Annotated in this window: 14 protein-coding genes; 4 read left to right on the forward strand and 10 right to left on the reverse strand. The window is 40.3% G+C overall.

Annotation, left to right across the window (positions count from 1 at the left end):
• Positions 1-177: 177 nt before the first annotated feature.
• Positions 178-621: an HTH domain-containing protein gene (locus tag G628_RS0104480; RefSeq protein ID WP_026667562.1), complete on the forward strand. Its 444-nt coding sequence runs from the start codon at positions 178-180 to the stop codon at positions 619-621.
• Between the two features lie 29 nt (positions 622-650).
• The gene (locus G628_RS16400; protein WP_278246541.1) at positions 651-1,574 is read left to right on the forward strand and encodes an IS3 family transposase; all 924 of its coding nucleotides are present in this window, start codon (positions 651-653) and stop codon (positions 1,572-1,574) included.
• Positions 1,575-1,700: 126 nt separating this feature from the next.
• Here the strand turns inward: G628_RS16400 and G628_RS0104490 are convergent, their stop codons facing one another.
• The 9 genes from G628_RS0104490 to G628_RS0104530 all read right to left on the reverse strand — a co-directional run bounded on the left by G628_RS0104490 (position 1,701) and on the right by G628_RS0104530 (position 10,394).
• Positions 1,701-2,222 (reverse strand): hypothetical protein, encoded by a 522-nt coding sequence (locus G628_RS0104490; protein ID WP_027208565.1) that lies wholly within the window; start codon positions 2,220-2,222, stop codon positions 1,701-1,703.
• A 240-nt stretch (positions 2,223-2,462) separates the two neighbouring features.
• Complete coding sequence (locus G628_RS0104495; RefSeq protein ID WP_027208566.1) at positions 2,463-3,242, reverse strand: SDR family oxidoreductase; 780 nt, start codon at positions 3,240-3,242, stop codon at positions 2,463-2,465.
• A gap of 173 nt (positions 3,243-3,415) precedes the next feature.
• A complete protein-coding gene (locus G628_RS0104500) occupies positions 3,416-3,772 on the reverse strand; it encodes a heavy-metal-associated domain-containing protein (RefSeq protein ID WP_027208567.1) in 357 nt (118 codons plus the stop codon).
• 171 nt (positions 3,773-3,943) lie between these two features.
• Positions 3,944-4,534, reverse strand: a complete 591-nt coding sequence (locus tag G628_RS0104505; protein WP_242827168.1) for a class I SAM-dependent methyltransferase — start codon at positions 4,532-4,534, stop codon at positions 3,944-3,946.
• 195 nt (positions 4,535-4,729) lie between these two features.
• Entirely contained in the window at positions 4,730-7,051 is a 2,322-nt protein-coding gene (locus tag G628_RS0104510) for an ABC transporter permease (RefSeq protein ID WP_027208569.1), read from the reverse strand.
• A gap of 1 nt (position 7,052) precedes the next feature.
• Positions 7,053-7,751 carry an ABC transporter ATP-binding protein gene (locus tag G628_RS0104515; RefSeq protein ID WP_027208570.1) on the reverse strand — a complete coding sequence of 233 codons (699 nt, stop codon included), beginning with the start codon at positions 7,749-7,751 and terminating at the stop codon, positions 7,053-7,055.
• 30 nt (positions 7,752-7,781) lie between these two features.
• Positions 7,782-8,015, reverse strand: a complete 234-nt coding sequence (locus G628_RS0104520) for a transcriptional repressor (protein WP_026655416.1) — start codon at positions 8,013-8,015, stop codon at positions 7,782-7,784.
• Positions 8,016-8,131: 116 nt separating this feature from the next.
• Entirely contained in the window at positions 8,132-10,123 is a 1,992-nt protein-coding gene (gene feoB, locus G628_RS0104525) for a ferrous iron transporter B (protein WP_026655417.1), read from the reverse strand.
• Positions 10,124-10,181: 58 nt separating this feature from the next.
• Positions 10,182-10,394, reverse strand: coding sequence for a FeoA family protein (locus tag G628_RS0104530; protein ID WP_026512996.1), 213 nt, complete (start codon positions 10,392-10,394; stop codon positions 10,182-10,184).
• Between the two features lie 402 nt (positions 10,395-10,796).
• On the opposite strand from G628_RS0104530, the gene G628_RS0104535 reads away from it, so the two are divergent.
• Positions 10,797-12,182 (forward strand): hypothetical protein, encoded by a 1,386-nt coding sequence (locus G628_RS0104535; protein ID WP_027208571.1) that lies wholly within the window; start codon positions 10,797-10,799, stop codon positions 12,180-12,182.
• Between the two features lie 127 nt (positions 12,183-12,309).
• Here G628_RS0104535 and G628_RS18855 read toward each other — a convergent pair whose 3' ends face one another.
• Positions 12,310-12,642, reverse strand: coding sequence for a hypothetical protein (locus G628_RS18855; protein WP_176756584.1), 333 nt, complete (start codon positions 12,640-12,642; stop codon positions 12,310-12,312).
• Positions 12,643-12,724: 82 nt separating this feature from the next.
• Here G628_RS18855 and G628_RS18860 point away from each other — a divergent pair, with 82 nt between their 5' ends.
• The gene (locus G628_RS18860) at positions 12,725-13,300 is read left to right on the forward strand and encodes an FMN-binding protein (protein ID WP_196803704.1); all 576 of its coding nucleotides are present in this window, start codon (positions 12,725-12,727) and stop codon (positions 13,298-13,300) included.
• The last annotated feature ends 24 nt before the right edge of the window (positions 13,301-13,324 follow it).

Below are 13,324 nucleotides of genomic sequence, written 5' to 3' on the forward strand. Positions count from 1 at the left end.
TAAAATGAACCCCAAGAAGTGGACACAGCCAAAAAGCATTTTGGCAGGATTTCAAACAACAAATCCGACATGTGGACATAACATTGGCTGTATATTTACTAAAAAATGTGATAATCCCAACATGTGGACACGGATGTAACTGTCTTTGCTGATATAATTAGCAAGGGAGGACTCTATATGAATCCAAAAAAGAAACCATGTTACACAAATGAACAAGTTGCAATTCTTGTTCAGAATCCTTATACACACACAGCTACCCCCTATAGGCTAACGTTCACTCTTGAGTTCAAGGAATATTTTATTGACCAGGTAACTAACCATGGTCTTACAACACCTAAGATTCTTAAGGCTGCTGGGTATGATCCCTCGATGTTCGCAAGGACTACCATTGATAACATACGCAGAAATATCCTTGCAGAGGCGACTTCTCCTGAAGGATTAAAACCACCTAGGGGATTGTCACAAGCTGAGCGCACCAAGGCCTATGCAAAGAAAAACCTTGACGCCCAGAGGACTTCAACATCTATCAAAGAGATGCAGCAAAGAATCGTACATCTTGAACAGCAGGTTGAGTTTTTAAAAAAAATTCAAAATATATATCTTCATCCTCCGGGAAACTAGTTCATCAGAAGGAATATATATTTAAAGCCATCCAAAGAGAAGTCAGCTCTAATGACAGTTGTCTGGATGTAAAGGAGCTCTGCGAACTCGCAGGTGTATCGCGCTCCGGGTATTATCGCTACATATCAGAGGCTGCTTCACAACACCGTCTCCAGAGTGAAGCTAGGGATCTTCGGGATTTTGCTCTTATAAAACAAGCATATGACTTTAGAGGATACGCCAAAGGATATCGAAGCATATGCATGAGGCTTGTCAGAACGGGCACGCCCATGAATCACAAGAAAGTCATCAGGATTATGCGAAAGTATGGCTTAAAATGTCCTATTCGAAAAGCGAATCCCTACAGGCGCATGGCAAAAGCACTCAAGACAAATGCTGTTGCTCCGAACCATGTACAACGTCAATTCAAGAGCCATGGACCACGACAGGTGCTGCTAACAGATATAACCTACATCAGATTAAATGACGCTTTCTGCTATCTATCAGTGATTATTGATGCTTACACAATGCAAGTACTGGCTTTTCAGCTTAGTGAATCACTTGAAATAGACTTTGTTCTTGAAACAGTGCGTCAACTAATGAGGAATCACTTATACTCATTGAATGCTACTACATTCATTCACAGTGACCAAGGCTGTCACTATACTAGCGTTAAGTTTAGAGATCTTATTACTAACACAATCCTCACACAATCTATGTCCAGAAGAGGAAACTGCTGGGATAATGCTCCACAAGAGAGTTTCTTTGGACATATGAAGGATGAACTTAGCCCATATATAAAAACCTGGAAGACATTCGATGACGTCCAGAACAGAATAAATGACTGGATTAACTATTACAATAACGATAGGTACCAGGTGCAACTACAAGGGATGGCACCAAATGAATACTATCATTATAAAGTAACCAATCAACTACCATCAGCATTGGCAATAAATACTGCCAAAAAATGAAGCGTGTGTCCTTGACATGGGGTTCACATTATCACTCCCGCACCGCACACAATCTCCTCAGTCTCTCTGTACAGTGCACCTTCTCTACCGCACAAACTCAACGTACATTTCTCTGTAGCTCATCACTTACTCACATCTGCTAAGCGAAGCACCACCGCTATATGTGTCGGGGAATTCTTCTTCATTCCAGGTCTCATAGTATTCAAGTACATTCTCATCGCTTTCGGAAGTCTGATAAGTATACTTAACTCCTGTTGATGATGTCGCTTGTATTTTGCACTTTGCCCCCAGTAACAGCGCCTCTATCTTATCGACATGATCTACAACAAACTCTTCATCTTTAAGATGCCCGTATTTTATCTCTGAATCCGTAAATTCCACATAGTACTCGGGTTGCATACTTCCATCGTCTTCGTATGACATAGAAGCCGTCTGCCATCTTCCCTCCAATTTTGATTTAGAATCATGTAAAGCTGATACCAAGTCCGCCGAATTATCATCTGCATCCGAAGAAATATAGTCAGATGCCGGGCCATCATCGCCAATTACTTCCTCAAGTTCTTCAAAAACATCTTTGTTTTTTTGTCCGCAACTTACTGCTGACAATGCAAATGTTGTCAATAAAAGCATCAAAGGCAATCTTCTCATAGAAATCCTCTTCCAATCTTATTATTTATGCGCTGAATCTGCATATGTTTTTATTGAATCACATAGCATATTATTTCTCAAAATAACTCTTACTAAAAATATGCATAGAAGCGCAAAACTTCTATGCATATAATTATACATCTTACTATTTTGGGTGAATATCAATTTTTTAAGCATTTCAGGTTCCCCAGTACAACCAAAAAACTCAATCTCAAATACTACCCAAAATTGAAACACTTTTCACATAGCTGTATATCCACCATCAACCGGAAGGATAACTCCATTTACATATGTACTTGCAGGAGAAGAAAGGAAGATTGCAGCACTATCAAGCTCTCCTTCTTTTCCATATCGTTGCATAGGAATCATTGTACGTGCGTACTGTTGAAAAAACTCACTGTCCAAAGTTTCCTTTGTAAGCGGCGTTTCAAAATATCCCGGGCAGATTGCATTTACCGTAATGCCCTTATTTCCCCACTCGGAAGCAAGTGCTCTTGTAAGATTGACTACACCGCCTTTTGCAGCATGATATGCTACCGCAGGAGCAATATTGTTTCCAACAAGTCCATACATGGAAGCAATATTAATAATTCTGCCATATGCAGCAGGAATCATTGCTTTCTTTGCAACCGCTCTTGCCATCTTAAAGCTTCCTGTAAGATCTATAGCCACTTCACCTTCAAATTGAGAGTCTTCAACATTCTCGGCAGCTGTAGCTCCCGATCCAGTACCGGCATTGTTTATAAGAATATCGATTCTTCCGAATTCCTTCATTACAGTATCAACTGCATCATTTACATTTTCTGTGCTTGTAATATCACATACAACGCCGATTGCCTTAACCTTATATTTCTCACTGATTTCTTTTGCAACTTCATCAATAAGATTCTTGCGGCGGGCAACCGCTACAATATTGCACCCCTGTGATGCAAGCGCTTTCGCCATCTGTACTCCGAGTCCCGAAGAACAGCCTGTTATAATCGCAACTCTCTCTGATAAATCAAAATAATTTTTTTCCATGTTTTCTTCTGTATTATCCGATAATTAATGAAATAATGTCGGACATACTTTCCCTTTCCTAGTGCTGCTGTCATCAAATAACTCGACTTATTTGGTGACAGTAGCACTAATATTGTGTTATATTAAGGGCTTATGTAAGCTACCGTAATATCAAAAACATAACCATTTATTCCTTATTTCTCTGTTATTGTATATCCCAAAGCTTCTATATCTTTGGTAAAAGAGCTGTCGTCAACTTCCCTGTCGTAGCTGACAATCGCCTCTTTCCTTCGCAGATTGACTTTGGCTGAAACGCCGTCAATTCTGTTTATTGCGCGCTTAACTCGGTTTACACAGTTTTCACAGTGCATTCCTTCTATTTCAAACACTTTAGTCTTTATAACAGGACCGGCTAGCTCTTTGTCAGGTTCTTTCACTGTCGAGCCGCCACCTCCGCAGCAACTTCCTTCACCCTTAAAGTGTTTAATCGCTCCGCTAAAAGCCGCGAACAAAATTATTGCCAAAATCGCTGCTATTATAATATTTGACATAATCGGCACCTCACATATATGACATTCTATATTCGTAACCGCTTATCCCCAAACATGCCCCCACTACATTTATTCATTTAGACCTTATTCCCGATTCTTTTTTTGGAAGTAAACGTTATCCAAGCCTTCATCACTTCTTTACTATAACCTCATTTAAATCATTTTCCTTTATCACTTCTTCGCGATAACCGTTATCCACGGCTTGTTTCCATGATGATCCGCAACAACATTCTTAAATCCGGCTCCTTTAAGCGCACTCTTGATATCATCGATTGTATGACATTTCATGCCTTCAACAATCTTCTCAAATCCAAGGCTTGCCTTGTCCATTCCGTCAGATTCATTTACGATCATGAATGTTCCACCGGGCTTAAGCGCCTTATTCACTTCACCAAAACATCTCTCAAGTCCCGGCCAGAAATAAATGGTCTCAAAAGCCGTAGCAAGATCAAACTGCTCATTCATATTAAGCTCGGCAACATTTCCCTGCTGCACCTTACATCTTCCACTCGCTATCATATCCGCGTTAAATGCCTTGGCCTTCTCAACGGATAACTCGGAATAATCAATAGCCGTAAGCTTGGAAGAAGGATATTTCTTCATAAGCGCAGATGCATTTCTTCCGCCTCCGCACCCAACTTCCAAAATTTCATCCGGCGCAATTGTCTGAAGATGTGACATTCCCCAGTCAGCCATCTTCGCATGTCCGCCGTTCATAGTATCAATCATCATCTTTCCCAGAAAACCTTCCGGTTTACTCACCTGATTTACATACTTTTTGAATAATCCCATATTTTTTTCATCCTCATCTTTTTTATCCGGCAAGCTCAAACCCTAGTACATCATTTTCTAATTAACTATACATTTTTACTTGCTAAAAAGTGTATGTAATTAGAAAACGATGTACTAGCCAAGTCAACTTGCATAGTTCACATCGAATAATTTAACCAAAATCTGTCACTCAACATTCTTAAGTGCTTCACTCATCGGAATCTTACCTATCTTCCTGTACTCAATAACGGCAACAACCGCATAAGTAATTATTCCCATGAGGAACATCTTTACATAAACCGACGGATCAAGCCAGATAACCATCCATCCGCTCATCATCTGCTTTAACATAACTCTGAATATTCCTACCATGACATAAGACAATATCGGGTACGAAATAAGGAGCGAAGCCACAACCACAAGCGCCGTGGGGACTATATACAACGCCGCAACCTCTTTTCCCGTGTACCCCAGAATCTTAGCCATAGATATCGACTGCACATTCCTTTCGATGATGAGTTTGGACAAAAGATATATCAGCACAATAAACATGACCACCGAGAACCCGTCTATCATGTACATGAGATTCCCCATCGAAATCATAAGCTGCCTCGACACTCTTGTAAGCGACTCTTCATCTACGACAGTACCAATGTACTTATCTTCAATATCAGTAATCTCCGTATCGGAGAAATATCCCGAGAACATATCTTCCGAAAGTCCCATTATGTCATTTAGATGTTTTTTGCTCATAAAGACAGCAATTCCGCCGTCGTAGTCATATATTCCCGTTACATTAAAGCCGTAATACTTATCTTCGTAAGGCTCTTTAAGCGTTATCACATCGCCTTCTTTAAGCCCGTACTTATCTGCATACGCCGATGAAATAAGAACCGTCTTATCATCAAAGTCAGCGTGAATAAACTTACTGTTCTCTTTTATCCCGTACAGACTTACATCTTCAACTCTGCTTCCGCCTTCACCCGTTGTCTTAAGCCCGTAAGCAGAGAATTTCTCCGCCGTCGGATTATTTGTACTTATCTTGTTCAGTAAAAAGACATATGAAAAAGCCGTCGACAATTCATCTTCGTCATCTATCGCCCCTGCCGGAATCTGAAGCATATATGTGTGCTTTGCAAGCATATTCTCTGTCACAATCCCCTGAAAATGCACAAGAAGCGGCGGAAGCATCATTCCGAAAAAGAGAAGCAGATTGGCAAACAAAAGCCCCATAAAAAGAATTATATAACTGCTCTTATTCTGAATAAGAATTCTTATACGGAAACGGTCAAAAAACCTTATCTTTTTATTCAAAGCAATCGCAGCCCGTGGCTTCTTCCCGCTAAGGTCGCGCTTGATAAGCTTTAAAGGACTTAAGCTCAGTTTTTTCCTAAGGATAAAGTAAGTAATAAAGATCATTATCACTATAGGAATTGCCGTGGTCTTCCAAAAAGCCTCCGCACTCCAGATTGTCACATATGTAGGAAGTGAATAGCTTCCGTAATACATAGCAACGCATACGTTCTTAAAACATGTATATCCCAGAATATTTCCGATGACCGCCGCGATAACGGTTACAATAAGCGGCATTGACATATAATGTCTTATAAGCTCATTTATCGTATATCCTGACGCCCTGAGCGTACCTATTACAGTAGCTTCTTTATGTATAGTGTTATTGATCGTAACTCCGAATACAAAAGCAATAATGATGATTATTATGTACAAAAGAACTTCCATCATTGCCTTGTCGCCGACGATATCTTCTCCCGTGAACGTAATCGACTGATTAAGATATCCCGGAACAAAATTCTCGAGGGAAACAATATTAGCCAGAACGTCCATCAGATCGTCAGAAACTTTTTTCTCTTCTTCGTCAGTCTGTGGTTTATCGTCATACAGCCAAGCATAGTTATAACGAATCTTACCCTCATCGTATTTTGCAAACTGCTTATCCGATACGACTGAAACACCAAATGCAGATGCGTCAAACATCATGTCGTTATTGCTGTAAAAAAGTGCGCTGTAGTCAGACAATGCCACGAGACCTACAATCTCATAGCTCTCACTTCCCGAAACCAGTTTGTCTCCGACACTCAGCCCGTTATTATCTGCATACATCCTGTCTATCGCAATCTCATAAAGGTCATCCGGAAGTCTTCCCTCCATCACGCATACCTTATCTATCTGTTCCCTGTTTGCAAATATTCTAAGTTTTGTGTTGTTATCAAATTCTTTTTCTATATAGAAGTTTTCAAATATGGAAACTCCTTTTTTCTCAATCCGCTCTTTTTGCGCGGCGGTTATTTTCTCTTCTGTTCTGAAGTTCCCATCTTCTATGTTATATTTTTCAAAGCTCTCATTATAAGCTTTGATCATGCTCTCACCGGCAACAAGAAAACCCGAAACAAAGCCTATTGAAAAAACAAGCAGAATGAAAATAACAATGTATTTTCCAATATCGCCTGTAAGTTCTCTGATAAGTCTTTTGTTAAGCGGTTTCTTCATCTTACCAGTCAAGTTCTTCCGCTGTTTGTTTCGTTTCATTTCTGTAACTCTTTCTTATAACGCCGTCTCTTAATTTCACTACAAAATCTGCCATATTTTTTATGGCATCATTGTGAGTGACCATGATGACCGTATTTCCATATTCCTTATTAACTCTTTCGATAAGTGCAAGAATCTCTTTGGAAGTGTTGTAATCGAGGGCTCCTGTTGGTTCGTCGCACAAAAGAATATCCGGATTCTTTACGATTGCTCTTCCTATCGAGCATCTTTGCTGCTGTCCTCCCGACAACTGACTCGGTATTTTATTCTGATGTTCCTTTAGACCAAGTACCTCTATAATCTCATCGATATCAAGCGGATTCTTGGAAAGATATGCCCCCACCTCTATATTTTCTCTCACTGTGAGGTTTGGGATAAGATTGTACATCTGAAAAATATACCCAAGGTGCTCTCTTCTGTATGAAGTAAGTGCCTTCTCATCCATATCCGCCATACTCTTTTCTCTGATAATTATCTTGCCTGAATCGGCGGTATCAATCCCTCCGATTATATTAAGGAGAGTGGACTTTCCGGAACCTGACGGGCCAAGAAGTACCACAAACTCCCCTTTTTCAATGCCAAGGCTAATATCCTTAAGTACTTCAATACGGCTTCCACCCTCGCCATACGATTTTTTGATGTTCTGTAATTCTAATTGCATAATAATTCCTTGTTCTATGGAATGGTGCCGTCAATTATGTTTGATCATGTCTATTCTCTCAACAGCCCCAATGTCCTCCAATTCTTTTATCATACGATAAACAGTTGCTGTCCCTATTGATTCGTCTCTATTCTTGACAATACAGCATATTGTCTTGCATGAAACACCATCATTCTCAGCAATAACCTTAGCCACAATTTTTCTCTGTTTAGTTATTCGCATTCCGTTGTTTCGTAGCATCATGATTATCTGTTCATCATTCATAATCTCGTCTCCAATTCAAAAAGCCATCATACTGTTCCGTCTGTTATATATCGTATGTTAGCTTAAGCTAACCCTTTGTTATTAAGTAAGCCCGCATTAAACGGGCTTACAAATTATTAGTCAAGTTTATATTCAAGTACCATTTCTCTCTGAGTTCTCTTTATGAGATATACAATAACACCTGCAAATACTGCGATTGCAACAAGTCCTGCCGCAAATCCTGCGCCTACAGTTCCTGTTGTAATAAGTGTTCCAATCTGATATACAAGGAAACCAACAGTAAATCCGGATGCAAGCTGAAGTCCGATTGCTCCCCAGAGCCACTTGGCAGACTTCATCTCAGAATTCATAGCACCAAGAGCAGCAAAGCAAGGAGGTGTGTAAAGGTTAAACATAAGATATGCAAGAGCTGCAACCTTAGTGATTCCCATTACTGCCGCAACAGCGTTACCTTCTCCGATAAGCTCAAGTTCTTCCGTATCGATAAGATTTGAGATTGCATATACGGTAGCGATTGTTCCTACTACATTTTCCTTCGCAATAAATCCTGTGATAGCTGCTGCCGCAAGCTGCCAGCTCATGACACCTACAACAGGAATAAGAAGATAAGCAAAAGGTCCTGCAACACCTGCAAGGATCGATGTTCCTTCCATTCCCTCTTCTACAGGCTGGAAGCTGAAATCAAATGTCTGCATGATCTGAACTACAGTATTGCAAACAAGGATAACGGTTCCTGCTTTAACAATGTATGACTTACCTCTCTCAAGCATTGACTTAATCGCAAACATAAGGCTCGGAACCTTGTACTCGGGAAGCTCAATGATAAAGAAGCTCTTTCTGTACTTCATACCTGTAATAGCCTTGATAAGAAGTGCTCCGAGAAGGATAAGCAATATACCTCCCATATAGCAGATGAAACTTACCCATCTTGATTCAGGGAAAAATGCGCCTGCAAAAAGTGCGATAACAGGAAGCTTGGCTCCGCAAGGCATAAATGTTGCAAGCATAGCTGTTGCACGTCTTTCTCTCTCATTTCTGATAGTACGGCAAGCCATGATCGCAGGTATACCGCAACCTGTTCCGATGATCATAGGAATAACCGACTTTCCTGAAAGACCTACTCTCTTAAAGATAGGATCAAGCACAACAGTTGCTCTTGACATGTATCCACAATCTTCAAGAAGCGCGATAAGGAAGTACATTACCATAACAAGAGGAAGAAATCCTACAACCGCTCCTACACCGCCGATGATACCATCTACAAGAAGTGCATAAAGAAGCGGATTGGCATCTGCCATTGCATCTCCGACCATTCCCTGGAAACTCTCAATCCATCCTGCAAGAATATCCGCAAGCCATGTTCCGACCGTTGTCTGTGAAATATAGAACACAAGCCACATAATAGCAGCAAAAACAACAATTCCGATAACAGGATGTGTGATCACATTATCGATCGTATCACCGAAGTTCTTATCCTTTGTAAGAACCTTACGGTTCTCAACTTCACTTACAATCTTATTTACAAATTCAAAACGCTTTCTGTCAGCCGCTTCAACCGCCGCTTTATCATGAACGTCAACATCTCCCTGTCTGTAAGGCTCTTTCTGTCCTTTTCCTTCAAGTGATGCCGCAACCTTAACCACATCTTTAAGACCGTTCTCAGATGTTGCAACAGTCTTAATCACAGGACATCCGAGCTTTTCTGCCAATGCCTTCTCGTCAATTGAATTGCCCTTTTTGTCATTGGCATCATTCTTGTTGAGTGCAACAACAACAGGAATTCCAAGTTCAAGGAGCTGCGTTGTAAAGAAAAGGCTTCTGCTTAAGTTAGTTGCATCAACGATATTTATTATCGCGTCAGGATGCTCATTCTTTACATAAGCACTTGTGATGCTCTCCTCTGAAGTAAACGGTGACATCGAATATGCACCGGGCAGATCGACAGCGATCAGCTCTTTGTCTCCATCATAATAACTCTTTTTAATAGCATGCTCTTTCTTGTCAACAGTAACTCCTGCCCAGTTACCAATCTTCTCGCTCCTTCCCGTCAGAGCGTTGTACATGGTCGTTTTTCCACTGTTGGGATTACCTGCCATTGCGATTCTCATTACAATTCCTCCTAAAATCGTTTAAAAAAATTTATGGAAAGCAGATTTCTGCACATCCTCAGATATTGATAGCTCCCGCTAACTCAGGATCGATATTATATCTTGCATCCTTAATAGCGACCACAAGATTACGTTTCTTATCAACAACAGTAATCTTCTCTCCGCTATAACATCCCAGTGAAAAAAGGAAGCTCTCCATCTCCTCATCTCCACCTGTGTCTATAGCATCAATTATGTATTCCTTACCAAGTTCCGCATCATTAAGTGTCATATTACCCTCCTGTAACTCGAGTTAGCATCATACAATCATTATTAGCTTATGCTAACCTCAAACATAGAATATTCTTATTAAGAATGTTTGTCAATAGCATAATCGCAAAAACATTTCTATCCACCAAACCGCAGAAAAAATGCCGCATTGGCAAGATGCGGCATTTTGTGTAGGAGATTTCTGTAAACATACGTATGTCACACGTTAGATTTACCTAACTGCGTTCATGTTAGCACTTGCTAACTTCTTTGTCAACACTTTTCCGTTAGTTTCTGGTAACCATTTACAATTTTTTGTCTATTTTGCTCATATCAAAGCCGCGAAATCTATGATAGACTTCACTGGTGACTGGTTAGCACTCGCTAACATATTATTTTTCTACTTAAGAGAGGAGCTATAAATATGAAAATCAAAGTTTTGTCAGTCATCTTCTCTGCTATTCTTGTATTATCTCTTACAGGATGCGGAAAAGACGGCGTGGATTCATCCGCTTCCGATACCGGTAGCAGCACCACAGAAGTAGCCGATAATGCAACCGACAGTACAAGTGTCAGTGGAACATTTGTAAAAATGAATATTCCTTACGGAGATTTCTTTGCAAATGAATTCGAAGGCGGCGAAGGAGTTGATGCCGTATCAAGTGCGACCATGAATAAAGCCGCTAATGACAAACTCACAGGCGGTACCTATCACCTTAAAGATAACAGTATGATCTTAGGTGTCAGCTTTCCCGTCTGCATTCCTGAAGGAACTGAAATTGACGATAGCTTAAAGGTCAATGACGAAGCATCCTTATATGATGCTGCCGACTACTCTTATGTCGAGCTTGCAGAAATTCCAAAGAATTATAAAGAACTTTCAAAAGATTCTTCCGGAAAATATTCATTCAGTAAAACCATCGGTGATACCGAGGATCTTTCTTTATCCGAAGCAAGCATAAATACAGCCACACACTGGGGTGACTATGAGATTGATCTTGATGAATCACTTTCTTCACAGGTCGTATCTGCCGCAACCATTCATACAACAGAAGGAAAGACTTACGGAATGCGTTCACTTGAAAATGTATGGCGCGGCTTTGAGATTGCATTTGCAACAACAGAAAGCTATAAAGAGCCACACGGCAACACTGTTGCATATCTTCCGTATGCAGATCTTCCCGGAAAGACAATCGACGAGATCGTACTTTATACACCGGAAGGCGTAAAAAAAGCAAGTGTTAACCTCTATCTTCCTTTGAAATTCGATAACGAGATAACTGCTGCCGATGCAGCACTTACAAGTAATACAACTACCGTTAAAACAAGCGGTTTCCCTGAAGACTACGAGCCCGAATATTCAGTTGATGGTGACAGCAGCGATATCACATGTGACGGAACAAATATCACATGGAAAGAAGCCCTTGCAGGTAAATACACTCTTACCATAAGCGATAAGTCAGGTGTCTACGCACCTTATACAACCGATTTTGTTCTTTCAACAGACAAAGCTGTTGCAAAAGCCGATAAAGACGGTATAGTGAAAGCTGATGGTGTTTCAGACGAAGAGTTTGCCGCATATATCAAGAACATCGAAGCTTATGACGTCAGCGGCAACGAAGTATCCGGAACAGGCCATAAAGGCGCAAAGCTCATCAAAGAAGACGGCACTGTCGACAAGACTGTCTCAAATGTTTTTGACAAGACAGGTACATTTAAAGTAATTGTAAAATCTTCGGGATATCCCGATGTCACACTTGATGTTGATATCACCGAAGTGGCTCCCGCAAAAGAAGAGCCAAAGAAATAACATAGAAATAACAGATATATTTTTTCAAAAAGGAGCAATATTGCATGATTATTTTCATATCCTTACTGACAGCCATATTATTTGTTCTCCTGTTTGAAAAACCGCTGCAAAAAAATCCAATGCCCTTTTATGTGATTTTTTCAATCCTTTCCCTTGCAACAATCATCTTACAGTTGCAGGGGATAACCCCCGGCGGTTTTGTAGGAACATACATATTTCCCATGTTCACAAAAGCAGGTCTTGCCACCTCGTTTTTTGTCCTGGTAATGTATGCGGCAACATTTAAAAACGGATCGCAGCCAATAAAGCTCCTTATGTCTATAAGAGGGCCGCTGTCGATAATCGCATCAATTCTGGCTTTGGGACACGTTTTTTCTTTTTCTGCCCTGTTATCTCCAAATGCATCCGCACTGTATATCTTTTCAGTTATCATGCTGTGCATCATGATTCCTCTGTTCATTACATCTTTTATTAAGATCAGAAAAAAAATGAATCCGAAGGCCTGGAAAAAATTACAGCGTTTTGCATATATCTTTTACCCAATGATCTATGTACACATACTCTTGCTGTATGTAAAAGTCGCACTGAGAGGCGATTCAAGATCCGCTCTGAATATCTTTGTGTATTCAATCATATTCTTGTGGTATTTTATCTGTCGCCCTCTAAAGGCTTACAGCGCTTCTCACAAGGACTTTAACCTTGATAAATACAGATATATATCACTCATCCTTGTTACTTTTGTTTCGCTTATCTTCTATCTTTATATAACCACCGTTTCGAATCCCAAAAATGTTTCGGATGATATGAGCACAACTTCCGAAAGCACCGAATCAAGCACAAACTCATTATCAGTCACCGACGGTGTTTACAGCGCTACGAGCTTTGGATACACAGGAGATATAACGGTTGAGATAAAAGTAGAAAACGGAGAAGTTACCGATATTACTCTTCCCGATTACGAAGATGAAAGTGACTACAAGCATTATTCAGAGGAACTGGTTGATAAGATAAAGCAAGATCCTCTTGCAGATTTCGATACCGTAAGCGGTGCAACCTTTTCAACCGGGGCTGTAAAAGATGCTTACAATGAAGCACTTAAACAAGCAGGTTTGAAATAACTTTTTTGCATTATTGGCCAAAAG

Source organism: Butyrivibrio hungatei NK4A153 (assembly GCF_000424465.1).
In the GTDB taxonomy this organism is placed as follows: Bacteria; Bacillota; Clostridia; order Lachnospirales; family Lachnospiraceae; genus Butyrivibrio; species Butyrivibrio hungatei_A.

What these genes read in the sequence shown, in the direction of transcription:
- G628_RS0104480 (WP_026667562.1), top strand. Translation starts at nt 178, where the DNA reads ATGAATCCAAAAAAGAAACCATGTTACACAAATGAACAAGTTGCAATT.
- G628_RS0104490 (WP_027208565.1), bottom strand. Translation starts at nt 2,222, where the DNA reads ATGAGAAGATTGCCTTTGATGCTTTTATTGACAACATTTGCATTGTCA.
- G628_RS0104495 (WP_027208566.1), bottom strand. Translation starts at nt 3,242, where the DNA reads ATGGAAAAAAATTATTTTGATTTATCAGAGAGAGTTGCGATTATAACA.
- G628_RS0104500 (WP_027208567.1), bottom strand. Translation starts at nt 3,772, where the DNA reads ATGTCAAATATTATAATAGCAGCGATTTTGGCAATAATTTTGTTCGCG.
- G628_RS0104510 (WP_027208569.1), bottom strand. Translation starts at nt 7,051, where the DNA reads ATGAAGAAACCGCTTAACAAAAGACTTATCAGAGAACTTACAGGCGAT.
- G628_RS0104515 (WP_027208570.1), bottom strand. Translation starts at nt 7,751, where the DNA reads ATGCAATTAGAATTACAGAACATCAAAAAATCGTATGGCGAGGGTGGA.
- G628_RS0104520 (WP_026655416.1), bottom strand. Translation starts at nt 8,015, where the DNA reads ATGAATGATGAACAGATAATCATGATGCTACGAAACAACGGAATGCGA.
- feoB (WP_026655417.1), bottom strand. Translation starts at nt 10,123, where the DNA reads ATGAGAATCGCAATGGCAGGTAATCCCAACAGTGGAAAAACGACCATG.
- G628_RS0104530 (WP_026512996.1), bottom strand. Translation starts at nt 10,394, where the DNA reads ATGACACTTAATGATGCGGAACTTGGTAAGGAATACATAATTGATGCT.
- G628_RS0104535 (WP_027208571.1), top strand. Translation starts at nt 10,797, where the DNA reads ATGAAAATCAAAGTTTTGTCAGTCATCTTCTCTGCTATTCTTGTATTA.
- G628_RS18855 (WP_176756584.1), bottom strand. Translation starts at nt 12,642, where the DNA reads ATGAACAGAGGAATCATGATGCACAGCATGATAACTGAAAAGATATAC.
- G628_RS18860 (WP_196803704.1), top strand. Translation starts at nt 12,725, where the DNA reads ATGATCTATGTACACATACTCTTGCTGTATGTAAAAGTCGCACTGAGA.